This is a genomic window from Paenibacillus silagei (assembly GCF_017874735.1).
GTDB classification, from domain to species: Bacteria; Bacillota; Bacilli; order Paenibacillales; family Paenibacillaceae; genus Paenibacillus_AQ; species Paenibacillus_AQ silagei.
Genome location: NZ_JAGGLV010000001.1, coordinates 480,185 through 506,091, shown reverse-complemented (window position 1 = coordinate 506,091; position 25,907 = coordinate 480,185). Strand labels below are relative to the sequence as shown.

Genomic DNA, 25,907 nt, shown 5'->3' with positions numbered 1-25,907 from the left:
ATTCAGGAGGTTGTATGATGAGGAAGTTGATCCTATGTTCATCTATTGTTCTATGTGCTGCGCTTCTGGCACCGGTAGCACATAAGGCGTCTGCAGCAGGCAAGAGTCCCAAAGGAACACAAGTAGTTGTGAATAATAACGATTTAGAGGCCAAAGACATTCTTAACAAGAAGAATCAGGTATTTTTTAGCCTGACTTCACTCCAAAGCTTAGGCGGGTTAACGTTTGCCTGGAATAATGCGACGAAGCAAGTGACCGTGAAGGGGAGCGGCACAAGTCTGCAGTTGACCATAAATAATACAACAGCACTGAAAAATGGAGCCTCCGTTTCCTTAAGCGCTGCTCCATTTATTCATAATGGCAAAACCATGATCCCTTTACGTTTTGTTGCCGAAGCGTTGGACGGTTCAGTAATTTGGAATCCAGACACCCAAACGGCATTTGTGTCAAAACCAAGCGCGAAATTGTTGGCTGATGTGAAGAGCAGCGAGTTAAGCACGGCAAGAAATGCTGCGATTAATCTTCCCAGAGTTTCACAGCTCAAGGAGGACTTTGAACCCTCTCTGGAAACCGCCAGTCTCCAATATTATTTTCCGGCAACTACAAAGGACCGGTTCATCGAGGTCAACAATAATGTAATCCGTTATTATCAGTTGACGAAGAACACAGCTTACCTTAAGTGGCAGGCTTTCACTGGCGACAAGGCCGGCAAGCAAGAGAACCTTTATTTCATAGGCCGCTCTTTTACGCAGCAGGATGGTTCCTTACCGGATTTTACAGCTACGACCTTCGCAAGCTTTCGCTGGATGCCTCATATTACTTCCACGGGGTATGGTTTGATTAATAAGGAGAATTGGAATGAGGTTATTTATAAAGAAGCCGAGGTTCCTCAGCCTAAGCTGAAGGAAAACTATATTATTGTGGATATTCCAGAGGAACAATGATGTGTAACCCTAAGCTGACCTTAACAAAGAATGAACTGACTGGACACGACGTATTTGAACTGATGCAAGGTCGCTTGATTAAGTCTCACTGGTTGGATAGCTCAATATTTATAACAGAAGAATGTTTAGGGGAGACAGGGCTGGTTGAGGTCTTAATTCATTCATTAGGGGATTTTAACTATTATGGCCCAACAGAAGTAAGCAGCTCCGATTGGCAGATCATCAGACAAATTGTGTATTCTTCAAAATCAGCATTGACTCAGCAATTAGTGTCAGAGATTGATAATTGGACTAAGGATTGTTTTGAGAATTCAACTTGTTTCACCATTTGCGGACCTTAAACTAAATACTTGTTAATTAGATTCTATTTAAAAGTTTTCAGTTCTGGGATTGTCGTTACTCCGGAGAATGTAAGATATACACTCTCCGGTTCTTTTACAAGCGTAATTGGGACTCATCTGTTTACGGTCTCCTCGTTCAACCCCACCTAATATAGCTATAGTGAAGTGATGCAGCTTCCGCCAGCTGTTCCTGGGTCCATCCTTTTGCTTTTCTAAGCTCGCGTATCCGAGCTCCTACACTTTCTGGTAGATTCATGGGATCACCTCAGGAATCCTTATGCCTCAAAAGCTCCTTTTACCTCGCCAACAATCCTCTGCAAAGTGCTGATTTGCTTCACGCTCAACCCGCTGACAATAACCGCATATTCATCAAGGGCTTTCCGCTGCGCAGCTTCAGTCTCGTTAAGACCCTGAGAATGGAGAAATAACTCGCCGGGTTGAATTTGTAATGCGGTTACGATCTTCTCCAGTGTATCAATAGAAAAATTACGTTCTCCACGCTCAACTGCTCCTATGTACGCATCGTCCAAGTTGGATAGCTCGGCTAATTGCTGTTGTGTTAATCCTTGGGCCTTCCTTATAGCGCGCATTCGGTCTCCGACCGTATTTCGTAAGTCTGTCATAGCGTAGCGTTCTCAAAGGTCATTTTTCTTCTCTTCCCACTCTAAAACCGATTTTAGTATACTAAGTGCCATTTTATGATCTTCTGAGGGGCGCTCAACCAGCAACTCTATAATCTGACTAAGAGCATCCTTTTGCTCCATGGGTCCAATATAGCGGAACAGTTCCTCTAGCGATATGTTTAACCCAGTAACGACCTTCTCCAAAGTTTCAAGCGTGAGGTTCTTTTCTCCGCGTTCAATTTGACCCACATAATTGGTATGTAGACCTGACCGTTCTGCAAGTTGCTCTTGCGAGAGGTTCATTTCTTTGCGTAATCTTCGAATGCGTTCTCCGATTCTTTTTACAAGCTCTGTTTTGGACTCGTCTGGCATCTTGGCTCACCTCTTAGAAGTAAGGCTTAATTTAGTTAGTATCCTTTCTTCCAGAGATATCTAGTGTAACAATCACTTCCCGATTTATTTTAGTGAGGGCAACTATTTCTTCAATACTCCTATCACTAATCAAAATCATATGTTCATCTAACACCTTGCGGCGGTCACTTTCATCCTCAAAGCGAAAAATTTCTATTGCTGGAACTTGGAAGGCAGCTATTATTTTCTCCAGTGTCTCCAAAGAAATGTTACGGTCTCCCCGTTCAACACCACCTATGTAACTGTAGTGCAGTGACGCTGCCTCAGCTAGTTGCTCTTGTGTCCATCCTTTGGCCTTTCTGAGTTCACGTATCCGATTTCCTACACTTTCTGGTAAATTCATGGTATCACCTCCACTTAAGGTTAGAAGAGGCGCGCTAACCATTACAGATAACTAAACTCAAACTTAATGAATATTAAATTGTACTTAAAAGTACTAATTGTATTGACCAAATGTACATTCAGCTATACAATTAACTTAAAATGGATAATAAAGGAGGCCCCACCCATGCGCCCTTCTATCCTGAAATTACTTCATCCGGACATTATCGTTGAAATGCTGGACATGGCGTATCGCTTAGAGGATTGGGACAAGATGCTGAATACGTCAGGTATTCTGTACAGCTATGCGCAGTGTATCTATGAGGAACGGCAGTATCACAAGGCTAAAGGGCTTCCGGTACCACTTGTGGACACGCAGCGTCCGCTTGTGTATTACTTCGGGTTCAGTCACCTGATGCAGGGCATTGCCTATCAGAAGCAGCGGAAGTATGACGAGGCTAGAGAGACGATATACCGCTATGCCGAGCTTGGCTGGATGGAGGACTTGGGGGTAGAAGGGGAGGCAATTGCCGAGGAGTTCAGAGGTTTGGCATGTGTTAACCTGTATATCGTGGAGATTTTGTCTGGCAGGACGGAGTTTCTGGAGGGGTATACTCAGTTCTTGCAGGATAATCCTGAAGAGTTGTTGCCGGGGTTAGGAACTATTGTGCAGGCTGCGGTGCAGTAATAGGTTAGATGTGGACGATCTGCTGCATACATTCGCGGAGCAGAGCGCCGGATTTGGGGACTACGAGGATGCAGGCAATCTCTCGCATTATTTCAACTATTGTTATTATTTGGCTCTCTATCATAAACGGGCGGTCAGACTCCCCGAGGCGCTGGACTGGACGATGCAATCTTTAAGGCTGGCCCACCAGTCCGGACATGATGGGAATTTCAAGCGCTGTCTTGCACTATTCGAATTGCTGCGTGGGAAAGTGACGGTAGAAGAGGAACGGCGGTACCGTGAGGTACTGGCAGAGTGTCTGGAGCAGGCTGCTTTGGAGCTTCCTGAAACTACGCGTTTTGGAGTCTAAGGTCAAATTATGTCATACAGATGTATATTTTTTCCTGCTATACTGGGTTTATCTCAGGTAAAAAGGAGACAAGAACCAGAATGGGCGAGATCGTTAGACATGATGTGAATGAGGAATATGCATACTCCGGTTTTGTAGAGGCGGGGGACTTCATTTTCCTGAGCTTCTGTGTAGGTAATGTTGGCGGGACAGTGGAGGAGCAGGTGGACGGTGCGCTGAATGATATGAGCGGTCGTCTGGGTCAGGTAGGTCTTACCCTAACTGATGTGGTGAAGGTGGACATTCTGCTGCGGGATGTGTGGGATATTCCGGTTATGGAAGAGGTGTTCAAGCGCAGATTCGAAGGCAAGTACCCTGCCCGCAAAACGATCTCCACCGAGTTCGCGCATGTGGGCGGCCCGGATGGACTGAAGGTCCAGATCGACGGTGTAGCGTACCGTCCACGTACGTAGCGGTAATTCCAACCCCAAGAGCAGCCCTCCTGCCGGGATGAGCTGCTGTTTGGGTTGCCTAAAAGTTGCGGCTGGATACATGACTTAGGGCAGCGGTGATACCATACAATGTTCCTTCAGGATTATGACGGCTGTCCATTATGCTCCTTCGGGGCAGGGCGAAGCATGCTGCCGACCAGCCGCAGGCTTTGTCTGCGGGTCATGAAGCGGGAGATCTGGGCGCCCAGGTAATTGCGGAATCCGGGGACAATGTACTGTTTTCCTCGGGCCATAGCGCGCAGTGTAATTGCCACTACCCGCTCAGGCGAGTCCTTCGCGCCGCCGACGGAAGCATCCTCCGTACCCACTACGTTGAAGAAATCCGTCTCTGTTGAGCCTGGGCACAGGGCGAAGAATTGCACACCGCGATCACGATTCTCCCAGTAGAGGGCATCGGTAAAGGACAAGACAAAAGCTTTGGTCGCCCCATAGACGGCCATATAAGGCAGCGGCTGAAAGCCTGCCGTAGACGAGACATTGATAACGGCGCCTGACCCATTGTGGAGCATTGCGGGAAGGAATAAATGAGTCATATCCACTACAGCGGCGACGTTCAGCATCACCTCATCATGCTGGCGCTCCCCAGAGACCTGCTCGAACAGTCCGTGGGTGGCGAAGCCCGCATTGTTAATTAGGAGATCGATGCTCAGGCCTAGCTGCTGGCAGGTCTGATACAGCTCTCCGGCAGCACCTTGAAGCGATAGATCCTGGGGAATTACCCGACACTGTATTCCATGGCTTCGGGTCAATTCGGCTGCGAGCGCATCCAGTTTGCCTTTGGATCTGGCTACAAGCACCAGATGGCTGCCTTTCTTGGCGAGTTGTCTGGCGAACTGTTCGCCGATTCCCGAAGAGGCTCCGGTGATTAACGACCATTTTCCTTTAATATTCATAGTTTTTGCTCCTTCTACAACGGTGTTTTATAATGGAAACAACGTTACCGAATTGCGAAAAAAATATGACCGATCCTAGAGGGCATAAGTTCGTTCGTAGTGGCATAAGTTCTTTCTCAGCCGTATACGTCCGTGTTCGGCGGCGTTAACACAATTGGTAACACTGTTTCTTATATGAATCATAGTAACCAAAAGAATACTGCTGTGTCAATCTGTTTTTTTCGCATGAGGGTTCAATTGACAACCTATGTTCAAATGTTTAGAATTCCTGTTAGAACCCGGCAACTCTGTTGCTGGTTAATAACATGATAACCGAATGAAGGTGATTCTTATCCGTAGCGAAGACAAACCTGCACCCTCCACGGGGCGGGTATTAAAAACATATCAGGAAGCCCGTCTGCAAAATACGGAGAATCTCCGTAAGCTTGTGGTGGATGCGGCCGCTGCCATTCTCCAGGAAGAGGGGCCGGAGGCCGTTACTGTCCGTAAAGTATCGCAAAGGATGGGCTGTTCCACCAAAATCATCTATAGTTTGTTCGTCAATAAAGAGGGTTTGGCCCAGCAATTATATCTGGAGGGCTGCAAAATACTGGCCCAGCGGTTTGAAGAAGTGCCGGTTTCATCTGATCTCTTGCAGCATTTGCTGGATCTAGGCGAAGCCTTCTGGCAGTTCGGACAAGAGCACAGCAGCTACTACAAGCTGATGTTTGGAGGAGCTTTTGCCGAGTTCAAGCCGGATGCGGAGAGTATGCAGGGAACACTGACCGCCATACGCCAATTACAAGTTCTAATCATTACCGCCCAGCAGCAGGGACTGATTTCGGACCAGGAAGAGACCGGGGCTCTTGTCGCCGCCATATGGTCATCGCTGCACGGTGTAATTCACCTGTATATGGGCGGGTTCCTTGGCGATGCCGATGCCGCCCATACCGTATACAAACAAACCATGGTTCTGCTGTCCAGAGCCTTATTCGCAGCATCTACACCGGACAGAGGAGCGGATCGAAGATGATCGCATTAATCTTAGCTGCGGGGTATGCGACCCGCCTGTATCCGTTAACGCTAGACACGCCCAAGCCGCTGCTGCCGGTGCAAGGGAACAAGACAATTCTGGATCTGCTGGCCGCCCGTCTGGAGGTGCTGGAGGAGATCTCGGAGATTCTCATTGTGACGAATGACCGCTTTTTTCATGCTTTTGAACAGTGGCAGCAGCAGTATCAGGGCTTGAAGCCGGTTCGGGTGCTGAACGATGGCACTTCTTCTCCTGAGGGCCGGTTAGGCGCGATTGGCGATATCCAGTTTGTGCTGGAGCGGGAGCAGCCGCAGGAGGATCTGCTGGTGCTGGCAGGCGATAATGTGCTGGGCTTTGGCCTTGCGGGGTATTTGGATTATTTTCACAAGGTGAATACCGACTGTATTCTGGTGCGGACGGTAGATGATCCGGCAGAGCTGCGCAGTATCGGTGTGGCTGAGCTGGATTCGCAGAATCGGGTCTTGTCGCTTGAGGAAAAGCCGCAGGCGCCGCGTTCGAACATTGGCGTATTCGCGCTGTACATCTACAAACGGTCTACGCTGCCGCTGTTCTCCCGTTATCTGGCTGAGGGGGGCAACCCGGATGCGCCGAGTTATTTTCCCGAATGGCTGCATTCCCGTCAGGAGCTGCGGGCCTACTATACGGAGGGTACGATAGAGGATGTCGGCACCCCGGAGGCCTATGCGGAGATGCGGGCCAGGCTGGGGGAACAGGCAGAGTGACCTGGGTTAAAAATCAAAAAAACGCACGGATACAGAGAGAATTTCTCATTCCCGTGCGTTTTATTTGGCAGAGAAAGGGTAGTAGAGCGGTTCTTGGAGATTATCTATGATTCAGTACAACTGGGCCGCCGCCTCTGGAGTAAAGGCTTGAATTTCCTCCAACCTGCCCTCACGGATTTTCTTCGCCCATGCCGGATCACCCAGAAGTGCGCGTCCAACCGCTACCAGATCGAACTCCTGGTGGTCCAGCCGCTTCAGCAGCTCCTCCATCCCTTGATGGTCTGCATCCCCGCCTTCAGCGGGATCATTGTCCATGCCTACGGAACCAACGGCAATCGTCGGCTTCCCGGTAAGCTTCTTCACCCATCCGGCGAGACCCAGCTTCGAGCCCGCGAATTCCGGGTCCCAGAACCTGCGGGTCGAGATGTGGAAAATATCCACCCCTGCCTGTACCAGCACATCCAGGAATTGCTCCAGCTGCTCCGGTGTATCCACCAGCTTCGCCGTGTAATCCGCCATCTTCCACTGGGACAACCGGATGGAAATCGGATAATCCGGTCCGACTACAGCGCGGACGGCCTGGATAACTTCGGCTGCAAACCGGGTACGCTTCAGGAAATCGCCGCCATAGCGGTCCGTCCGCTGATTGGTTATTTCCCAGAAGAACTGGTCAATCAACAAGCCGTGACCGCCGGAGAGCTCTATTCCGTCGAAGCCAGCTTGCTGTACATTCACTGCCGCATCGGCATAGGCCTGAATGACCCCGGCAATTTCTTCTTCTGTCATCGGCTCGCTTATCTTGTTCCCCTGCATGTCGAGTCCTGATGGTCCGATTGATGGTGCATCCGGGTGAGGCTGGGAACCCATGGGCCGAATCATTCCCATATGTGCCAACTGCGGAAAAATGATACCGCCGGCCTCATGAACCTGTCTAACGACTTCACGCCAGCCGTTCAGAGCGGCCTCACCAAAGAGATTAGCCAGTCCCGGATCACTGCTTGCTGCCGGATGGTCAATCATACCAACGGTGATGATTAGCCCCACCCCATTCTCAGCACGGCGGCGGTAATACGCTGCCATATCCTCACCCGGTACTCCCTCCGGTGAAAAAGCACGCGCCATCGGTGACATTACAATCCGGTTGGGTATAGTTAATTGTTGAACCGTGTACGGTTCAAATAAGGTCTCCAGTGAATGGATTTGCTCCTGTTGTTTAGCCATGGTTAACGCCTCCTGTAGTTGAATGATTATTCTCAAAGCGGGGTATGAATGCAATAGTAACAAGCTCCAATCCTCCCTTCAACCAACAAACTGCCCAAGTTGTTGCTTAAGCTAAAAGCCGGAAAAACTGTGGTATTGGCAGATCCTATTTGTTGTGTACAGAGCACATGTTTATAATTAAGAGGATTATAATCTCTTCTGAAAGGGGCGCTCTTTGGATGGCTGGCATACATCCCCCCAATCCGAACGACCCGCGGGTGATTCGGACCCGTCAATTAATTCTGGATGCCTTCGTCCGGCAATTGAATATCATGGACTTCAACTCGATAACCGTCGGCGACATTACCAAAGCAGCTACGATTAACAGGACCACCTTTTATGCACATTTCCAGGATAAATATGCGCTGTTCGAAGCCTTTTTGTTAGATGCCTTTACGAATATGGTCCTCCATAAAGTCGATGCAAAAGGACCGTTGACTGAGAAAACCCTTCAAGAGCTGATAGTAGCATTATGTAATTATCATGAAAACAGCCACCGCTGTTTCAAAAGATATGATTCTGTAGCTCTCTTGCTTGAGGAGAATATTAAGCTGCATCTCGAGAAACTTATCCTGCAGCTGATCTCCGGATCAGCTGCGGCTACAGATTCGAAGCCGCTTGCAACTGCCGCCACCCTGCTAAGCTGGTCCTTATATGGCGTAACCTACCGCTGGAATCTGGAGGGAAGATCAGAGTCTTCCTCCGAACTGGCGGAGCGGGTAATGCCGCTGATCACGGGCGGGTTTCCCATGAGCCCCCAATGACCAAACACGCAGAGCAGCGATCCTCCGAATGGGGGAATCGCTGCTCTGCTCACTTTTTGTGGTTTTAAGAATGAAGAGAAATGTCTTCCGCCGTAGAAAACCTGCTTTTGGGACAGCCTCGTAGCCGTTTCCGCTTGTTTACGGCTCTACGCCATAGATCAGCGTTCCATTATGGTATACAGTGATCCGGTCATTGGCCGTGAAGCTGGTCAGCAGCGGCCGGAAGGAGTAATCGTTGGCCTGGCTATAATTCGCATAGTTATCCTTGTGAATACGGAACTGGATCTCTCCGGTCGAGCCGGAAGCTGCCAGGCTGCCTGCCCCGTCCTTGAAGGAGATTTCAGCGTAGGCATCAGCGTTCGGGACCGGAACCGTGAGCGGGACGATGGTGGTCTGGATATTATTTTTGCCGACGACGGCATAGTCAATCTCCATGGTATGCGCGGAGCTGCCGTCCTGGGTGAACCAGTAACGGATTGTGAATTGGCTGAGCGGGACAGGGACGGTGGAAGTACTCTTCAGCTGAAGACTTGCCCGGATGGAGCCCACGTTGTTGCCGGTCTCATCACTGCGGTAGAGCGGAGTGGCGGTTACAGGTCCTGTCCCGGGGCCTCCAGGTTGTTCAATAGGAGGGAAGGTGACCGTCTTCATAATCCGGTTCAGCATGAGCTGCTTCGGCCGGTTCCAGGTTGCCCAGTCATCCTGCAGCAGACCGCCGGTATCCCCGCTGTTGGGGTTCAGTGTCCAGTAGGTCCAGTAGAGATCATTCGTGCCGATGTAATCGACTAGTTTATTCTGCCACTTCCCTTCAACCGAGAGGGTGTCCACGCTGCGGCCTCCGAATTCACCCATGATTAGAGGGGCAATGTTCTCTTTGCTGATATAACCCCAGGTCTGATCCCATATAGCAGGCAGGTTCGCCGGAAAAGCCGGATCGCTGAACCACGGTTGCTCCGCCACCCCGGGACCGTAATCATGCGGAGAATACACCACTTGATTCGGCACGGTAAGCGTTACCGGATAATTCCGCACCCCAGTAAGGTTGCCGCCCCACCAGTACTTGCTTGTGTTACCCTGCACATTCTGCTCGATCCCTTCGACGATGATCAGCCAGTGCGGATTCACCGCAAGGATGGCATTCCCAGCCCGCTGGGCCGCGAGCCGCCAGTCTGTGCTGAGATCACCGGTCCCCCAGCTTGCCGGGCCATGAGGCTCATTATGCAGGTCGGCACCGATTACCGTAGGATTATTCGCATACCGTGCAGCCAGCATCACCCAGTCACTGATCCAGCGGGATTCAGGATATGCAGCGGTATACCAGAGCGTCGACTGCCCGCCGGAATCGGGACGGTGCCGGTCCAGGAAGATTTGAATGCCGCGCTGGCCGGCTTTTTCGATTAAGGTATCCATAATTTCGATGGGAGTCAGACCGGCCAGGTCCGGGTTTTTGGCATAATCAATGCTGTTGGCCTGGGAAGCCGGATCGAACATTTGACTGCTGAACGGCAGGCGAATCAAGTTGTACCCTTCTGCGCGGACCTGATCGAGCACATCATCCATGGAACGCGACCATAATCCGTGCGGGGAATAGTTCGGCGTCTCGAATCCAAACCAGTTGAGTCCGTTGAACACGGCCGGGTTCCCCTGCGAATCTACAATCCGGCTGCCCGAGGTGTGATAAAAAAGCTTCGCTGCCCCCTCAGCCTTCACCGGCTGTCCGGCAATAGCGGCTGTACCTGCAAGCAGTGTTAAAGCTAAAAGCATTGTCCCCAGTGTCCTGAAACCAAAGGTCATTCATCTTCCTCCTCGTAATATGATTCATGATAAAGTCGAACTTTATATCATACGGGTAAAATGAAAACCTATTCATCCCGGACGGGTCTAAATTATGGAAATTTTTTTGAATAAAGTAGGATAGACCTGCCGCTGGAGTCACTCTATATGCACCAATGCACTTATGATATAAACTTGGTGGCTATGGGGATCGAGATAGCAGTTGGATTAAGTACACTTGCTGGTCAGCGAATCCCCTCTGTGACAATAGCAGTTGGATAAACAGCACTTAAATCTTCCCGATTAACCCAAAGCAGCAAAAAGAGTAAGCGATAGGTGTTGTAAATCCACTTATTACCGTACATCTCTCCCAAACCGCTAATTTAAGATACATTTTTCCAATTGTTTAGCACAAATTACAAGAATCACATCTAGCTTAAAAAGGGAATAATTGTTATAATTACTAATGTAAGCGTTTGACTTCATCGGAGCGTATACATACAGTTACAGCCTTAACGGGTACAGTCAGGAAAATATTCAAGCCGAGAGGAGATTAAAAGAATGTTTAGAAGCAAAGCAATACAATGGGCAGCTATCGGGTCGCTTGTCGTGTCTTTATTTATGGGGTCTCTTGCAGCGGGCGGGGAGAAGGTGTTTGCCGCCGATTGCACGGCCGGCTATGTAGCTCTAACGTATGATGACGGGCCGAATCCAAGCAACACGACGAACCTGCTGAATGCCTTGCAGCAGAATGGCCTGCGCGCCACGTTCTTCAATGTCGGGCAGAATGCGCAGAACAATCCTTCGCTCGTCCTGGCCCAGAAGAACGCAGGGATGTGGATTGGCAACCATTCCTGGTCGCATGCGAATCTGACCCAGGTGGGTACCTCCCAGATTACATCGGAGATTACGAACACCCAGCAGACGCTGCAATCCATTACCGGCACAGCTCCGAAGCTGTTCCGTCCGCCGTACGGGGCGACTAACGCGACTCTCAAGTCCATCGAGGCCCAGAACGGCCTTACCGAAATACTCTGGAACGTGGACTCCCAAGACTGGAACGGAGCGGGAACCGCCCAGATCGTGGCCGCTGTGGGCACGATGAAGAATGGGGATGTCATCCTGATGCATGACCAATACCAGACCACACTCCAGGCAGTACCGCAGATTGCACAGAATCTCAAGAACCGCGGCCTATGCTCAGGCATGATCTCGCCAAGCACGGGCAGGGCGGTTGCGCCTGACGGCGGCAATGGTCCTGGTCCCGCTGTAACAAAGGTAGAGGCGGAGAACATGACCAAGGCCGGTCAATACACCTCGAATATCAGTTCCCCGTTCACCGGAGTCGCTCTGTATGCAAACAATGATTCCGTGAAGTACACCCAGAATTTCACCAGCGGCACCCATAATTTCTCCCTGCGCGGGGCCTCCAATAACGCCAATATGGCCAGGGTGGACCTCAAGATCGGCGGGGTGACGAAGGGGACCTTCTACTATGGCGGAAGCAGCCCTGCGGTCTATACGATCAGCAATGTCAGCCATGGAACCGGCAATCAGGTGATTGAGCTGGTGGTTACCGCCGATGACGGGACTTGGGATGCTTATCTTGATTATCTGGAAATCAATTAAAGCTACAACATTGAAGGGGGTGCCTCAGCCAGCTATCGCATGGCTGACGGGCACCCCCTTATTCTGGTTCAGCTTCGGCCTGCCAGAGCCCGGATCTGCTCCAGATCACTGCTGCACAGCGCCTCCAGATGGGCGGTGATCTTCTCTGGACTCCAGTCCCACCACTTCAGCTCCAGCAGCAGGGCGATGAGCTCGTCATCGAAGCGCTGCCGCAGAATCCGGGCAGGATTGCCCCCGGCAATATGGTATGCAGGAACATCCTTGGTGACGGTAGCATTGGCGGCGATGATCGCGCCGTCACCAATCGTCACGCCCGGCATAATGGTGGCATTCTGGCCGATCCAGACATCGTTTCCGATGACAGTATCGCCTTTGTAGGGCAGGTCCGCCAGCTCAGGCGTTGCCAGCTCCCAGCCGCCGCCCATAATGTTGAAGGGATAGGTGGTCACCGAGCCCATCCGGTGGTTGGCACCGTTCATAATGAATTCGGTGCCGCGGGCGATGGCGCAGAACTTGCCGATCATCAGCTTGTCCCCGATGAACTCATAGTGATGGGTAACACGGCTCTCGAAGGATACCGACTCGTCAGGATCATCATAGTAGGAGAAGTCTCCGGCGATGATGTTGGAGCGGGTCAGCGTATTTTTGATGAAACGGACTTGCTTGATCTGTGGATTCGGATGGATGTCATTGGGATTTGGTCCTGTAGCATGCAATAGGATCACACCTTTCTCACATGAAGTGGTAGATTGCTGAAGACAGACGACAGTGCCGCTGAAGACCCGGCCCGCACCAGCGGGGCGGAGGCAGAAGAGTGCACAATGCCGGCAGCGGGGTTAACAAGGAACCCCTACCTTTAAGGATAGTCCATAAATCAACACGCTTCCCGTAAGGAAGTGGCTGGTTTATGGACTTATAGACTTTACGCCATTCTGGGCAGTTGTACATAGAACGTCGTGGACGCTCCAACCACACTTTTTACGTAAATCCTTCCTTGATGCTGGTCCACAATGGACCTGGCAATAGCCAGACCCAGCCCGTAGCCGCCCTGCTTGCGTGCTCTGGAGGTATCCGTACGGTAAAAGCGGTCAAAAATCCGCGCCAGATGCTCCGCAGCGATGCCTTCCCCTGTATTCGAGACGGAGAGAAGGACATCGCTGTTCTGCTTATGAAGGGAGATATGGACAGCGCCCTTAGGATTCGTATATTTCACAGCGTTATCCAGCAGAATCATTACCACCTGCTTGATCTGCTCGCTGTTGCCCGGCACGGTAAGCTCCGGCTGGATGTCATAGTCGAAGGAGATATTCTTCTCGAAGAGAACGGCCTCCATGGTCAGAATAATATTCTCTACCGCTTCGCTCATGTTGAACCTGCTGTGGAGCTTCGCGGTCCGGGCGTCATCCATCTCCGTCAGGTACAGCAAATCGCCCACCAGCCGGTTCATCCGCTCGGTTTCGGACTTGATATACTGCAGCCATTTTGCCTGATTGCGGATCGTATCCTCACTGTTCGCCAGCAGTACATCCGCGTTGGTGTTAATAATCGTCAGCGGCGTCTTCAGCTCATGGGAGGCGTCGGCAATGAACTGCTTCTGCTTGTCAAAAGCCTCCCGCACCGGCGCAATCGAGCGCCCCGCAAAGTAGCGGCTGGTGAAGTAGAGGATGACCAGCGTCAGCAGGCCGACAGCCGCGAAGGTATAGATCAGGTTCGTCAGGATCTGCTGCTGGGCCGTGATGTCCATGAAGACAAACTGCTTCCCGCTGCTTGCCGGCTTGACCATGAAGATCCAGCGGCTGCCGTCCATCGTGAACCGGCCGGTGTCCTTGCCCAGGCTAAGAGCCTCCTTCAACGCGGCGCTATAGAGGTCATCGTCCATCGTGAACTTCGATTCTTTGCCGGTCATCGTGCCGCTGGCATCGGTCTGCACCGTGAAGGAGACGGAGCGCTCCGGCTGGTAAGGGTCGATCGGCCCCTTATCCATGGGCATTGTCCCTCTGCCCCCGCCGCCTCCTGCCCCAGGCGGACTTTGTCCATCTCCCGGACCCCGCTGCTGCATGTCCGCAATCCGGTGGAGCGCCATATAGATGTCTCCCTGCACATTGCGGTACGTGAAGATGTAGATGGCGGCGAAGGCCACCAGCATGATGATGGAGATGGTGACCAGATTGACAATCAGGAACCGGGTTCGGAGTTTATTGAACATCAGGCACTCCCCTCCAGCACGTACCCTACGCCCCTAATCGTGCTGATGCGCACCTCCGAGTTCAGGAAGGCCAGCTTTTTACGCAAAAAAGAAATATAGACCTCCACGTTGTTATGCTCCGCATCAGAATCGAACCCCCACAGCTTCTCAATGATCTGCTCCTTCGAGGTGACCGCCTGCTTCCTTAGGATCAGCAGCTCCAGCAGCTCCGTCTCCTTGAGATTTAGCTTCATCTCCCGTCCCTTCACCGTCAGCTTCGGGTTGGCGGTATTCAGCTCCAGATCCCCGAACTTCAGGGCATCGTCAGGAATCACCTCGCCCTTACGCCGCAGCGCAGCCCGGATACGGGCCAGCAGCTCCTCCGAAGCGAACGGCTTGGCGATATAATCGTCTGCACCATGATCGAGTCCGGTCACCATATCGGTGATCTCCCCTTTTGCGGTAAGCATAATGACCGGTGTGGAGACTCCGTCCCTGCGCAGCTCCTTCAGCACGCTGATTCCATCCAGCTCCGGCATCATAATATCCAGCAGCAGCAGGTCATAGATCCCGCTCTGCGCATAATCGAGACCGGCTCTGCCGTCATGCACCGCGTCTACCGAATAATTGTGTTTTTTGAGGATTTGGGTTAGGGCCTCCGCCAGATGGACCTCGTCTTCTACAATTAATATTCTCATGGGATGGCTCATCCTCTTCCTAAGTAATGTACTTGCTGCTGGTGCCATTATATCAAGGGTACCTTTAATCAACCTTAATCCATTTAAGATTCATTAAAGGTTCGGGGGCTAAGATACATTCATAAGCAAGCGCACCCAATACTCACCCGAAAGGATCTGAACCCTATGGCGATCGAGGTCTTCAACCGCTACGAGAACAAGTATCTGTTCGACCACGAATCTTATCTGAAGCTCTATTACGAACTGCTGGAATATATGGAGCCCGATGCTTACAACAAGCAGCACGAATTTTATTCTATCACCAATCTGTACTACGACACCCCTCAGAATTCACTGATCCGCAGCAGCCTGGCGAAGCCGAAATACAAGGAGAAGCTCCGCATCAGAGCCTACGGCATTCCTGAAGGCGACACCAGAGTCTATCTGGAGATCAAGAAGAAGGTGCTGGGTCTGGTCAACAAGAGGAGAACCTCACTGACGCTGAAAGAGGCCTATGCGTTCATCGAGAGCGGCAGACAGCCTGAATTCGAGAGCTATATGAACAAGCAGGTGATCGGGGAGATCAAGTACTTGCTGACCCGCTATGAGCTGGAGCCGAAGCTGTATTTGTCCTATGACCGCAAAGCCATGTTCTGTAAAAATAACAGGGACCTGCGCATCACCTTCGACACCAACATCCGCTGCCGCCGGTATGATCTGAAGATGGAGCACGGCGTCTATGGCGAGGAGCTGCTGGAGCCGGAGCAATGGCTGATGGAAGTGAAGGCCGAGAAGACCATACCGGTCTGGCTGGCCAGGATGCTGTCGGAGCATCAGATGTACCGCACCAGCTTCTCCAAATACGGCAACGAATATAAAAAGATGCTGCGAAACAGCCAATCAGAAAGAGAGAGTGTTCTATATGCTTGATTCGATTTTTGCCGTAGCGGAGTCTACTTCGGAACTAACGTTCACGAATGCTGCCTTAACCATCGTCATCGCCATTATCCTCGGCGGGCTGATCAGCTTCACCTACATGAAGACGAGCCCCGCCGGATACTCGCAGAGCTTCACACTGACCATGGTTCTGCTGCCGGTGATTGTTGCTATCATTATTCTGCTCATTGGCAGCAATGTGGCCCGGGCCTTCAGCCTGGCGGGCGCCTTCTCGATCATCCGGTTCCGCAGCGCCCCCGGCGATCCGAAGGATATCACTTTTGTCCTGTTCACCATGGCCTCCGGGCTGGCCTGCGGGGTAGGGGCCTTTGGTTACGCGGTCTTTTTCACCCTTATCCTCTGCGCTCTGATGGTCGTGCTTAACCGTACAGGCTTTGGACTTAAGAAGTCGATGCACAAGACACTGAAGGTAACGATCCCTGAGAACCTGGGCTATGAGGAGGCCTTCGCGGAGGTCTTCAATACCTTCAATGTCGCCTACGAGCTGAAGAAGATCAGAACCACGGAGCTGGGCAGCCTGTATGAGCTGGTCTACGCAGTAACGATTGATGAGCAGACGAGCCAGAAGGAGCTGCTGGACGCCATCCGCACACGTAACGGGAACCTCGATCTCTCACTAACCATGGCACCTGTCATGAATGAATACTAATCCGCTACAGGAAGGGAATGATGACTGATGAAGAACAGATTAACAGCTGGTAAAATAGGACTGGTGCTGCTATGCGCCGCAGTCATGTCGGCATGCAGTGCAAAAGCTGCTACGCCATCAGATACAAGTAACAACGCGGGTATATCAGTTGCGGCTGTGCAGAACAGTTCCTCTGCCGCTGTGCAGCTGGCAAGTGTGAAGGCGGCGGATCTTGTGACTTGGGAGGAAGAGGATGCTGTAACCGCCTGGACGGCAGCAGATTCGACTGCTATAACTCTGGCTGGCACTGCTGCTGTGGTAGACGGTGCAGGCGCCACAGCGCAAGAAGGCACAGTAACCATTACGGAAGCAGGCACTTATGTGCTTAGCGGCACACTGAGTGACGGCCAGATTATCGTAGATGAGCAGGCCAAAGGGACCGTAAGGCTGGTGCTGAATGGCGCTCATCTGACGGACAGCGATAATGCTCCGGTCTACATCAAGGAAGCCGGCAAAGTGGTCATCACCTTGCAGGAAGGGACGGATAACAGTGTGACGGATGGAGCCGCCTATGTATTCGGAGACGGGGCTGAGGATGAGCCAAGCGCGGCGGTCTTCAGCAAAGCAGACCTGACGGTTAACGGCACCGGCAAGCTGACGGTAACCGGCAACTATAACGACGGCATCACCGGCAAGGATGATCTGAAAATCATGTCCGGCACCATCGAAGTGCAGGCAGCAGATGACGGTATTGTCGGTAAGGACCTGGTAGCTATACAGGACGGTAGTATTACAATTCATGCAGAAGGCGACGGCATCAAATCAACGAATGACAAGGATGCCGCCAAGGGCTTCATCGCTATTGCCGCCGGAACCTTCGACATTACGGCCGGTAATGACGGGATTCAGGCGGAGACCGCTGCTGTCATCGACGGCGGGACGTATACACTGGTGACTGGCGGCGGCTATGCGAATGCCGAAGTGAAGACCGGCGATCAGGGAGGCCCGGGAATGGGCGGCGGCTTCGGCCAGCGTCCGGAGGGTGGAGCCTTCCCTGCTCCCGGGGAAGAAGGGGGTACGCTGCCTGCGATGGATGCTGCGCCGGCTGCTGACCAGCCCCAAGCAGCGGAGAGCGGCACCGCAGCAGCGGCGGAGACGGACACCACAGCAGCGGAGGAGACAGAATCCGTCAGCGCCAAAGGGATTAAGGCAGGCGGCGACCTGACGGTGAACGGCGGAAGCTTCACAGTGGATGCCGCAGATGATGCGCTGCACAGCAACAGCAGCCTCTCTGTAACGGATGGGGAATTCCAGATCGCTACAGGGGATGACGGGATTCACGCCGATGCTCTGGTCTCGATATCGGGCGGCACCGTCAATATTACGCGGAGCTATGAAGGGATAGAAGGGGCGGACATCACCATATCCGGCGGTGAGATCCATGTGACAGCTACAGACGATGGCGTAAATGTGGCCGGAGGTAACGATACTAATACGGCAGCAGGAACGCAGGCTCAGGATTCGTTCAGCAGCACCGGCAGCAACCTGCTGACCATCAGCGGCGGCACCTTGATTGTAGATGCCGCAGGCGATGGCCTGGACTCCAACGGCTCGGTGACTATGACCGGAGGCACCGTTATTGTGAATGGCCCCGAGAACTCGGGCAACGGCGCCTTGGATTATGACGGAGCCTTCAACATCACAGGCGGATTCCTGGTAGCCGCAGGCGCTTCCGGCATGGCACAGGCTCCGGGAGAGGACTCCGGCCAGTATTCGGTAAGCGTGGAGTTCGCAGCTACTCAACAGGCCGGAACGATGGTTCACCTGGAAGACGCTGAAGGGAAGGCCATTCTGACCTTCGCTCCGGCGAAGAGCTTCCAGACCGTAGTGGTCAGCGCTCCAGAGCTTACGGACGGCTCTTATACCGTCTATACCGGAGGCAGCTCAACTGGAACAGCTGCGGATGGACTGTATACCGGCGGGACGTACAGCGGGGGCAGCAAATTCGTTGCTTTTGACATCACCAGTACGGTGACTTGGGTGAATGCATCGGGTGTAACCACAGGCGGAAGCGGGATGGGCGGGCCGGGAGGCGGAGGCTTCGGCGGCGGCAGAGGCAACAGAGCCGGAGGCGGACCAGGCGGAACAGGAGGAACGCCGCCTACGGACGCTGGTACTACGAAGCCAGCCGATGCAGGCACCACGAAGCCAGCCGATGCAGGCACTACAGTTCCAGACAGTGCAGGTACAAGCACGAATTAAGCGGTCCAGCAGAGCAGAGACTATCCATTAGCGGATAGTCTCTGTTTTTGTACTTGTCTAGGATATTATCATTTACTTCTGTTGTGATAAGTGCTCTTTAATTGTGGCCTCAATGTATGCGAAAAACAGCATACATTGGGCTACTACGCAGGTGCATGGACCAAATGTATGTGAAAAACAGCATACATTGGCCTACCACGCAGGCGCATGGACCAAATGTATGTGAAAAACAGCATACATTGGGCTACCACGCAGGTGCATGGGCTCAATGTATGCGAAAAACAGCATACATTTTGGCTACTACGCAGGTGCATGGACCAAATGTATGTGAAAAACAGCATACATTGTGCTGGCGCGCAGGTAATCCCATACTACTTGTCTGGAGGCGATAACGATTGCGATCAGCGGCTACATGAAGTCGAAATAGTAGCGGATGACATGGAAGAATACCGGTGCGGTGTAGGCAAGACTGTCTACGCGGCTCAGATAGCTTTGCTTAAGGGCAGCGAATTTGTCATCGTCCCCGATCAGCAGATCCCGCTTCAGGACGGAGACTGTCAGGCTGCCGAAGAAGCCGCTGAGACTGATCAGCATACCGGAGAGATAGCCAAAGGCCGGATTCAGCGGTGTAAGATGAGAATAGATCAGGTAAGAGACGGCTGTCGTCACCGCGAAAGCGCAGATGAAGCCCTCCCAGGTCAGATGGGGATTCGCGGTCGGGACGATCCGGTGCTTGCCGATGTAGAGCGAGGCCAGATAATGCACGGCATCATTGAGCTGGGTCAGCACCACCAGGAAGAGAACCAGCCCTGCGCCGTATTCCGGCGTGGCGAACTGGAAATAGGCCAGATGGCTAAGCCCGAAGACCATCAGCATCAGTCCCCACTGCACCGCGCTGACACCGCGCAGGAAGCCGAGTGTTCCCTTGTTAATCAGCCGGGGAATCGGCAGCAGCAGGAACACATAGACTGGAATGAAGATAATGAACATCCCGTACCATTCGATGTAGATCCAGTAGAATTGCAGCGGAATGGACAGATAAGCCCAGAGGAACAGCCTGCGGTCTGCTTTTCGGGTGCGGATCATGGAGAAGTATTCCTTGAGGGCGAAGAAGCTCAGGACCATCAGGGACAGCAGGGACACGACAGAATTGGACAGGGTAGCCAGGCAGAAGATGAACAGCATGCCCCACCAAGTTTTGATACGGAAGCCTATTCCGGTATAATCTTTGTCCTTCTGTAATTTGCTGACTACAAGATACAGCACATGGATCACCGATAGAGCTGCAAAGATCAGAACTAGTGTGAATAAAGAACGGTTCATTACAATCACCAACTTGTCTCGGGGTATCATTTCAATATAGGAATTTTATGCTAAAATAGACAGAGCGTCCAGCTTATTATGAAGCAAAACAACCGACTTGATAAGGGGAAATATTGTAAATGTCAGCAGATCCATCGGTGTACATCATGCTCACCAATACGGGAACGCTGTTCACGAAGCTCATTCAGGGCTATACCAAAGCGCCGTATAACCATGCGTCGATCTCGTTTAACCGGGAGCTCTCAGAGCTATATAGCTTTGGAAGGAAGCATCCGGCCAATCCGCTGAACGGCGGGTTCGTGAAGGAGGATATCCGCACAGGCACCTACAGCAAATACCCGGAGACGACCTGCGTCATCTACGAGCTTCAGGTCACGGACCGTGAGGTTGAGAAAATGAAGCGGGTGCTCCAGGTCTTCATCCGCAGCCGCCAGAAGTATCTTTACAACATCCTCGGTGTCATCGGCATTGCACTGAAGGAGCCGGTGGAGTTCAGCAACTCGTATTTCTGCTCGCAGTTCGTTGCCGAGATTCTGGAGCGCTCCGGCATTAAGCTGTGGAACAAGCTGCCTGCGCTCGTCACCCCGGATGACTTCCGGCAGAGCGACCGGCTGCATCTGGTCTATTACGGCAAGCTGAGCGAATACAAGCCCTCCAGCAGGTAGAGAAGTCCTCGTTCCCGGTAGGGAAGGGGACTTCACTTCAAATATAAATGAATGCGAAGAAGAGGAGAGTGAGGCAATGGTTCATGCCAAGGATGTGCTTGCCAATCAATTGCTGGCCGGGGCCAACGACCCCAGCTGGCATCTTCCCTATATGCAGGCTGTGGAGAACGTGACCGAGGAGGAAGCGTTCTGGAAGCCCGGTGAAGGAGTCAGCAGCATAGCTGAGCTTACCCAGCATTTGCTGTACTGGAATGAAGCCTGGCAGAGCCGGTACCGCAAGGGGCATATGGACGCTGTGCCTCCGGTTAAGGATAATAACCTCAGCTTCAGGCTTCCGGCAGATATTGCGTTTAGTGAGCTGAGCGGAAGGCTGCTGCAGGCGCTCTTGAACTGGCAGAGCCTGCTGTCTGAGGAAGGGCTGGAGGAGCAGGTGAACGGGTTCCCGGTACCGGCTGCATGGTGGGAGATCATCAGCAATGCGGCAACTCATAATGCCTATCATATAGGTCAAATGGTGTTGATCCACAAGCTGTACGTCCCGTCCAGGCCACAAGCATAAGCCCCTTCCAGGGCAGGCATTGGCTGTGCAGGAGACCGCTATGAGGCATGGCTCAAGCAGACTGGCCGGGATTCTCCCGCCGGTCTCTTTGTCATACGTACAGTGAGGGCCGCAGCATAGATCTGCTTGTGCAGAATAGCTTAATCTGTAATGAAATGGAGCATGTGATATTCTTGAAATATAAGGATTTATATGTTGCACACGATAACTTATCCTTCTATTTCTCGCTGAAACGGTGCCGTCCCTAAAGGGATGGCAAAGTCGTTTCCACTTGGCATAGGGTCTACTGAAGGGAAAAGAGAGGGATTCATATCATGATTGAGAACATCATCAGAGGTCTGGAAGCAAGATATGCCTGCCGGCTGGAACGGCTGACAGGGGGATATACGAATCTAACCTATCTGATGGCGGGGGCCGAGCCGCCGCTTGTAGCCAAAATAACAAATCTGTCCAATAAAGATACGCTCAATGAGGTTCATGTAATGCGGCTGGTGCAGGGAAGCTGTGATACCCCGGTGGTGCATGAGGTGACAGAGATGGACGGGAAGCGCATCATCATCATGGACTGCATGCAGGGCGGGAACGCCCAGTCCGTTCTGGATGCCAGGGACTGGACAAGAGCCGAGCGGATCTACAGCAGAATGGGGCAGCTGCTGGCTGCCCAGATTCATTCCCGCCCTTATCAGCCGCAAGAGACAGAGATCCGGCTCAGCAACAGGTCTGCACTGAGTCAGGTGGTTCAGAAGCTGGAATTCGTTCCCGCCGCTCTCGGCAGACAGTCGCTTCACTTTCTGTCTGCGGCGGAGGCCGGGGAGCTTCCGTGGGTCCTGACCCATGGCGATTACGGAGTACATAATCTGCTCTGTGAAGCCGATGATCTGCTGCATGTGCTGGACTGGGAATGGGCGGAATGGGGCAGCCCGCTGAATGATGTAGCCTGGGTCTGCTGGTTCACGAAGCACCATTATCCCGTACAATCCGTGCTGCTCAATACTGCCTTCATGCAGGGCTATCTGTCTGTTAACCCGTTATCCTTCACGCCGCAGCAGATGAAGGCGGCGAGTCTGTACAGGGTATGGAATATCCTGCACCGCCTGCAGATCGCGCCCAAGGAGGTGCAGCGTGAATGGGTCAGACGTCTGGAATGGACACTCGGTGAGGACTTCGCAGAGCTGCACGGAATCAGCTAAGGAAGAGGCTTCTCCCGGATGACTGTATTCTGTAGCCTGGAGCACCTGAGGCGCCCGAGCTGCTCAGTCCTCCGGCACCACGACCTGAATGTGGCGCGGAATTGTGCTTAAGCGGATCGGCAGCGGCGGACCTTGCTCGCCGTCCACATTCGTCTGTACCGGCTCGGTGGAGCGGACGGAGACCTCCTTGGCTGTAAAGTAGATGACATCCTTATGATTCCGCAGATTGCCGAGCAGCAGGGAGATGCTGACAGTAACGGAATTCAGCAGGTGCAAGTCCTTGACGATGAAGCAATGGAGCAGGCCGTCATCTACGGCGGCAGCAGGGGCAAGCTTCTCGAAGCCGCCCACGGAATTCGTCAGTGCAGCAATGAACAGCGGGGAGGAGCCTTCCCAGATCTCACCGTCGTGAGTAATCGTCAGGGTATGTGCAGTATTGCTGGCCAGCTCCTTAATGCCCTCTTTTAGATAAGCAAGGAACCCGAGCCGGCTCTTGTCTTCGGAGCTAACCGAGGAGAGGGAGCCTGCCAGAGAGCCTGCGGCCACCACATTGACGAACAGCCGGTCATTCAGCCGGCCCATATCGACTCTTCGGGTCCGGGGCGAAGCCAGGCTCTGAATTGCCTCTTCAGGGACAAGCGGAATCTGTAGCGCGCGGGCAAAATCATTGACGGTGCCCATTGGCACAATGCCAAGTGTAGGGCGGTGCTGCTGATCTGTGAGGCCGTTCATCGTCTCGTGGAGCGTTCCGTCTCCTCCAATGGCAACCACCAGATCATAGCACTCGGCGCAGGCCTGGAGGCAGAAGGCGGTTGCATCTCCTTCCCCTGCGGTCTCCTGGATGGTAACCTGATACCCTGCGCCTTGCAGTACCTCTTCCGCTGCTCTAATATAATCCCGCGCCTCTGCCTTGCCGGACGACGGGTTCATGATGACCATGGCCTGCTGCATACTGCACTCCTCTCTCTTGTAACCGGATTAATATCCATTAACCAACTAAGTATAGCGTTTGAATCAAAAGCGCCAAAGGGCGCAGTGTCCCTTTGGCGCTGGGCCGGTGTATAGCTGCCACAGGGCAGAAGCTATCTTCCTTCGATCCGCCGCCCATAAGATTCGGCGTAGGCCGCACTGCGGAACTTAAGAATCGGATCATCCGAGAGGAGCATACCGGTTGTAAGGATCGTAGGGTCCATGAGCAGATATGTCGGATCGGGGTAGATCTCTGAAATATGCAGCCGCCCGAGATCGATTCTGCGGCGGTCCTCCGGCCAGGCACGGGTAGGATCATCCGTAGCATCGCCTTCCTCTCCAAGAACAGCGACCAGTTGGAAGATAGCTGGTTCATCCTTGAAGCGCAGCTCCAGCTCATCCTCCAGATAGCGGTCCGGCTGCTGCGCAGCCTCTTCCAGCGTCAGTGTGCGCACGCCCGTCTCGGGAACCCATTCGAACCGGACAGGCTGCTGCCTGCCTTCTGCATTGACCAGCACATAAGCATGTATGCAGTGGTAATGACATTCGGCGTAGCTGGCAGGCGGCTTGAGCCGCCGTACCGCGAGCAGAGCGTCTTTGCTCTCGCTGAAGTGGCTGACAATTTCCTTCATCAGCTCAATCGGTCCAAGTGTCCCGGTCCGCAGCCGGTGGGCCGTCTGTATAATGTCGATGAAGGACTCCGGGGTCCGCGCAAAAAAGACAGGTACGGTCACTCCAACCAGATTCGTAACCCCGCCATCCGGGAGGATGAACTGGACAGCCATCCCCTTGGCAGGGGATAGCAGGTCCGCAAGTGCCGGATCAGTCGAGCTGCCCGAGAAGCGGATGATGGCATTCACCTGCTGCTCCTGAAGGTGCTCCGCCTCCGTGAACTCCTTCCCCAGTCCGCTCGGCCGGAAGAAGCCGCGGCAGCAGACTCCCGCCGCATGGGCGCGGCGGTATCCGGGATGGACACCGGACAGGTTCTCGATCGCGTCTACTGCCTCGGCGGCAAGCGCTGGATGCTCCCTGGTGTCTGCGGCAGACTGGCTGCTGCTGTGCTCCGATTCCGATTCATTCATGTCCTCATTCACTCCTCCACGATAATTTATAACATATACAAGCTATTTTCTAATTATTACCACTTTCACTGTTCATCCAAACCGCTTCTCGTAGACATCCACCTGGTTACCATGGTTATCGGTAGCACTTCTGATCCGGCCATATCCGTTCAGAGTCCAGAACATCTCCCCGGCCTTATTCTCGAGCTGGACAGCCAGTCTGACGGCTTGTGTACCCTGTTGCTGGAATTTTCTCTCCAGTTCATGCACAGCAGCATTCCCTAACCCTTGCCGACTATATTGCCGGTGAATCACAAGGAGGCCAATCCAGGGATAGTGATCCGGGCCGTAGTCTGGGAGATAAGTGAGTAGGCCGGCGACGCGATCACGGAACTTGATGTACAGCATTTTCTCACCCATGGCGAGGTTCTTACGGTTCTCTTCTTGCAGCTCCAGCGGTTCGAGGTATGACTTATGCTCCACCATCAGATTGAATTCAGGCTGTGAGTTCAGGATGGAGGCTTGTATCTCAAGACTCTCCTGAGACAGCGGGTCGGTAACAGCTTCTAACTGAATCATAATAATCCCTCCTTATTATTAAATAATAATCTAATTAGATATTAATTTAATAACTGAGTTTAATCAAGTTATATGTTAAACTTAGACAGACTTATCCCTATAACACATGCTTAAGCAGGAATGGAGAAATGAAATCATGAATAAATTGCCTAATTGCCCGCAGTGCAGCTCTGTGTACACCTATGAGGACGGAGCGCTTCTGGTCTGTCCGGAATGCGGACATGAATGGTCTTTGGATGCTGGAAGTGCAGGCGGCGAGGAAGAGAAGGTTATTAAGGATGCTAACGGAAATGTACTGGCTGACGGGGACACTGTAACGGTGATTAAGGATCTCAAGGTCAAAGGCAGCTCGTCCGTTCTGAAGATAGGCACCAAGGTGAAGAACATCCGGTTGGTGGAAGGCGACCATGATATCGATTGCAAAATCGACGGGTTCGGCGCAATGAAGCTGAAATCGGAGTTTGTGCGCAAGGCATAGCATGAAGCAGGACCGGAAGAGATGGAAATAAGGCACTTATTTCTGACGGAATGGGATCACATGAGGGAGTAGTTGGAAAAAGTACACCTAATTCACCGAATCGTACGGAATCAGCTACGTTTGGTAAGATTA

Annotated in this window: 28 protein-coding genes and 1 pseudogene; 15 read left to right on the top strand and 14 right to left on the bottom strand. The window is 52.6% G+C overall.

Features of this window, described 5'->3' with window-relative positions:
• Window positions 1-17: 17 nt before the first annotated feature.
• Window positions 18-944, top strand: a complete 927-nt coding sequence (locus J2Z70_RS02095; protein ID WP_209868809.1) for a stalk domain-containing protein — start codon at window positions 18-20, stop codon at window positions 942-944.
• Between the two features lie 464 nt (window positions 945-1,408).
• Here the strand turns inward: J2Z70_RS02095 and J2Z70_RS02090 are convergent.
• From J2Z70_RS02090 to J2Z70_RS02075, 4 genes and pseudogenes are all read right to left on the bottom strand, one after another.
• Window positions 1,409-1,541, bottom strand: a pseudogene (locus tag J2Z70_RS02090) (helix-turn-helix domain-containing protein); the annotation flags it as partial.
• Window positions 1,542-1,560: 19 nt separating this feature from the next.
• A complete protein-coding gene (locus J2Z70_RS02085) occupies window positions 1,561-1,908 on the bottom strand; it encodes a helix-turn-helix domain-containing protein (RefSeq protein ID WP_209868807.1) in 348 nt (115 codons plus the stop codon).
• 12 nt (window positions 1,909-1,920) lie between these two features.
• Window positions 1,921-2,280: a helix-turn-helix domain-containing protein gene (locus J2Z70_RS02080; protein ID WP_209868805.1), complete on the bottom strand. Its 360-nt coding sequence runs from the start codon at window positions 2,278-2,280 to the stop codon at window positions 1,921-1,923.
• 31 nt (window positions 2,281-2,311) lie between these two features.
• On the bottom strand, window positions 2,312-2,662 hold the full coding sequence (locus tag J2Z70_RS02075) for a helix-turn-helix domain-containing protein (protein WP_036722837.1): 351 nt from the start codon (window positions 2,660-2,662) through the stop codon (window positions 2,312-2,314).
• Between the two features lie 165 nt (window positions 2,663-2,827).
• On the opposite strand from J2Z70_RS02075, the gene J2Z70_RS33820 reads away from it, so the two are divergent.
• The 3 genes from J2Z70_RS33820 to J2Z70_RS02065 all read left to right on the top strand — a co-directional run bounded on the left by J2Z70_RS33820 (window position 2,828) and on the right by J2Z70_RS02065 (window position 4,129).
• Entirely contained in the window at window positions 2,828-3,328 is a 501-nt protein-coding gene (locus J2Z70_RS33820; protein WP_342592976.1) for a hypothetical protein, read from the top strand.
• A gap of 10 nt (window positions 3,329-3,338) precedes the next feature.
• Complete coding sequence (locus J2Z70_RS33815; RefSeq protein ID WP_342592975.1) at window positions 3,339-3,677, top strand: hypothetical protein; 339 nt, start codon at window positions 3,339-3,341, stop codon at window positions 3,675-3,677.
• Window positions 3,678-3,757: 80 nt separating this feature from the next.
• Window positions 3,758-4,129: a RidA family protein gene (locus J2Z70_RS02065; RefSeq protein WP_209868804.1), complete on the top strand. Its 372-nt coding sequence runs from the start codon at window positions 3,758-3,760 to the stop codon at window positions 4,127-4,129.
• Window positions 4,130-4,251: 122 nt separating this feature from the next.
• On the opposite strand, the gene J2Z70_RS02060 is transcribed toward J2Z70_RS02065, so the two are convergent.
• The gene (locus J2Z70_RS02060) at window positions 4,252-5,061 is read right to left on the bottom strand and encodes an SDR family NAD(P)-dependent oxidoreductase (protein WP_036722833.1); all 810 of its coding nucleotides are present in this window, start codon (window positions 5,059-5,061) and stop codon (window positions 4,252-4,254) included.
• 316 nt (window positions 5,062-5,377) lie between these two features.
• Between J2Z70_RS02060 and J2Z70_RS02055 the strand changes: the two genes are divergently transcribed.
• Window positions 5,378-6,073: a TetR/AcrR family transcriptional regulator gene (locus J2Z70_RS02055; RefSeq protein WP_209868802.1), complete on the top strand. Its 696-nt coding sequence runs from the start codon at window positions 5,378-5,380 to the stop codon at window positions 6,071-6,073.
• Window positions 6,070-6,816 carry a nucleotidyltransferase family protein gene (locus tag J2Z70_RS02050; protein ID WP_209868800.1) on the top strand — a complete coding sequence of 249 codons (747 nt, stop codon included), beginning with the start codon at window positions 6,070-6,072 and terminating at the stop codon, window positions 6,814-6,816. The genes J2Z70_RS02055 and J2Z70_RS02050 overlap by 4 nt, the downstream gene beginning before the upstream one ends.
• A 111-nt stretch (window positions 6,817-6,927) precedes the next feature.
• On the opposite strand, the gene J2Z70_RS02045 is transcribed toward J2Z70_RS02050, so the two are convergent.
• Window positions 6,928-8,037 carry an NADH:flavin oxidoreductase gene (locus tag J2Z70_RS02045; protein WP_209868799.1) on the bottom strand — a complete coding sequence of 370 codons (1,110 nt, stop codon included), beginning with the start codon at window positions 8,035-8,037 and terminating at the stop codon, window positions 6,928-6,930.
• Window positions 8,038-8,255: 218 nt separating this feature from the next.
• On the opposite strand from J2Z70_RS02045, the gene J2Z70_RS02040 reads away from it, so the two are divergent.
• The gene (locus tag J2Z70_RS02040) at window positions 8,256-8,840 is read left to right on the top strand and encodes a TetR/AcrR family transcriptional regulator (protein WP_209868797.1); all 585 of its coding nucleotides are present in this window, start codon (window positions 8,256-8,258) and stop codon (window positions 8,838-8,840) included.
• A gap of 138 nt (window positions 8,841-8,978) precedes the next feature.
• Here the strand turns inward: J2Z70_RS02040 and J2Z70_RS02035 are convergent, their stop codons facing one another.
• Window positions 8,979-10,604 carry a cellulase family glycosylhydrolase gene (locus J2Z70_RS02035; RefSeq protein WP_245367902.1) on the bottom strand — a complete coding sequence of 542 codons (1,626 nt, stop codon included), beginning with the start codon at window positions 10,602-10,604 and terminating at the stop codon, window positions 8,979-8,981.
• A gap of 570 nt (window positions 10,605-11,174) precedes the next feature.
• Between J2Z70_RS02035 and J2Z70_RS02030 the strand changes: the two genes are divergently transcribed.
• Entirely contained in the window at window positions 11,175-12,242 is a 1,068-nt protein-coding gene (locus J2Z70_RS02030; RefSeq protein WP_209868793.1) for a polysaccharide deacetylase family protein, read from the top strand.
• 68 nt (window positions 12,243-12,310) lie between these two features.
• Here the strand turns inward: J2Z70_RS02030 and J2Z70_RS02025 are convergent, their stop codons facing one another.
• From J2Z70_RS02025 to J2Z70_RS02015, 3 genes are all read right to left on the bottom strand, one after another.
• Window positions 12,311-12,958 carry a Vat family streptogramin A O-acetyltransferase gene (locus J2Z70_RS02025; RefSeq protein WP_209868791.1) on the bottom strand — a complete coding sequence of 216 codons (648 nt, stop codon included), beginning with the start codon at window positions 12,956-12,958 and terminating at the stop codon, window positions 12,311-12,313.
• A gap of 206 nt (window positions 12,959-13,164) precedes the next feature.
• Complete coding sequence (locus J2Z70_RS02020) at window positions 13,165-14,448, bottom strand: sensor histidine kinase (protein ID WP_209868789.1); 1,284 nt, start codon at window positions 14,446-14,448, stop codon at window positions 13,165-13,167.
• Window positions 14,448-15,125 (bottom strand): response regulator transcription factor, encoded by a 678-nt coding sequence (locus J2Z70_RS02015; protein ID WP_036722818.1) that lies wholly within the window; start codon window positions 15,123-15,125, stop codon window positions 14,448-14,450. Before J2Z70_RS02015 ends, J2Z70_RS02020 begins: the two co-directional genes overlap by 1 nt.
• 165 nt (window positions 15,126-15,290) lie before the next feature.
• Here J2Z70_RS02015 and J2Z70_RS02010 point away from each other — a divergent pair, with 165 nt between their 5' ends.
• The 3 genes from J2Z70_RS02010 to J2Z70_RS02000 are packed head-to-tail and all read left to right on the top strand — an operon-like array spanning window position 15,291 to window position 18,951.
• Window positions 15,291-16,034: a polyphosphate polymerase domain-containing protein gene (locus J2Z70_RS02010; protein ID WP_209868787.1), complete on the top strand. Its 744-nt coding sequence runs from the start codon at window positions 15,291-15,293 to the stop codon at window positions 16,032-16,034.
• Window positions 16,027-16,710 carry a DUF4956 domain-containing protein gene (locus J2Z70_RS02005; RefSeq protein ID WP_209868785.1) on the top strand — a complete coding sequence of 228 codons (684 nt, stop codon included), beginning with the start codon at window positions 16,027-16,029 and terminating at the stop codon, window positions 16,708-16,710. Before J2Z70_RS02010 ends, J2Z70_RS02005 begins: the two co-directional genes overlap by 8 nt.
• 27 nt (window positions 16,711-16,737) lie before the next feature.
• Window positions 16,738-18,951, top strand: a complete 2,214-nt coding sequence (locus J2Z70_RS02000; protein ID WP_209868783.1) for a carbohydrate-binding domain-containing protein — start codon at window positions 16,738-16,740, stop codon at window positions 18,949-18,951.
• A gap of 408 nt (window positions 18,952-19,359) precedes the next feature.
• Here the strand turns inward: J2Z70_RS02000 and J2Z70_RS01995 are convergent, their stop codons facing one another.
• On the bottom strand, window positions 19,360-20,274 hold the full coding sequence (locus J2Z70_RS01995) for a phosphatidate cytidylyltransferase (protein ID WP_209868781.1): 915 nt from the start codon (window positions 20,272-20,274) through the stop codon (window positions 19,360-19,362).
• 119 nt (window positions 20,275-20,393) lie between these two features.
• On the opposite strand from J2Z70_RS01995, the gene J2Z70_RS01990 reads away from it, so the two are divergent.
• The 3 genes from J2Z70_RS01990 (at window position 20,394) to J2Z70_RS01980 (ending at window position 22,688) form a co-directional block, all read left to right on the top strand.
• Complete coding sequence (locus tag J2Z70_RS01990; RefSeq protein WP_209868779.1) at window positions 20,394-20,939, top strand: hypothetical protein; 546 nt, start codon at window positions 20,394-20,396, stop codon at window positions 20,937-20,939.
• Window positions 20,940-21,015: 76 nt separating this feature from the next.
• Window positions 21,016-21,498: a DinB family protein gene (locus J2Z70_RS01985; RefSeq protein ID WP_209868777.1), complete on the top strand. Its 483-nt coding sequence runs from the start codon at window positions 21,016-21,018 to the stop codon at window positions 21,496-21,498.
• A gap of 314 nt (window positions 21,499-21,812) precedes the next feature.
• Window positions 21,813-22,688, top strand: coding sequence for a phosphotransferase family protein (locus J2Z70_RS01980; protein WP_036722806.1), 876 nt, complete (start codon window positions 21,813-21,815; stop codon window positions 22,686-22,688).
• A 63-nt stretch (window positions 22,689-22,751) separates the two neighbouring features.
• On the opposite strand, the gene J2Z70_RS01975 is transcribed toward J2Z70_RS01980, so the two are convergent.
• From J2Z70_RS01975 to J2Z70_RS01965, 3 genes are all read right to left on the bottom strand, one after another.
• Window positions 22,752-23,639, bottom strand: coding sequence for a diacylglycerol/lipid kinase family protein (locus J2Z70_RS01975; protein ID WP_209868775.1), 888 nt, complete (start codon window positions 23,637-23,639; stop codon window positions 22,752-22,754).
• Window positions 23,640-23,770: 131 nt separating this feature from the next.
• Window positions 23,771-24,739, bottom strand: coding sequence for a catalase family peroxidase (locus tag J2Z70_RS01970; RefSeq protein WP_209868774.1), 969 nt, complete (start codon window positions 24,737-24,739; stop codon window positions 23,771-23,773).
• Window positions 24,740-24,811: 72 nt separating this feature from the next.
• A complete protein-coding gene (locus J2Z70_RS01965) occupies window positions 24,812-25,297 on the bottom strand; it encodes a GNAT family N-acetyltransferase (protein ID WP_209868772.1) in 486 nt (161 codons plus the stop codon).
• A gap of 136 nt (window positions 25,298-25,433) precedes the next feature.
• Between J2Z70_RS01965 and J2Z70_RS01960 the strand changes: the two genes are divergently transcribed.
• The gene (locus J2Z70_RS01960) at window positions 25,434-25,775 is read left to right on the top strand and encodes a zinc ribbon domain-containing protein YjdM (RefSeq protein WP_209868770.1); all 342 of its coding nucleotides are present in this window, start codon (window positions 25,434-25,436) and stop codon (window positions 25,773-25,775) included.
• Window positions 25,776-25,907: the final 132 nt, after the last annotated feature.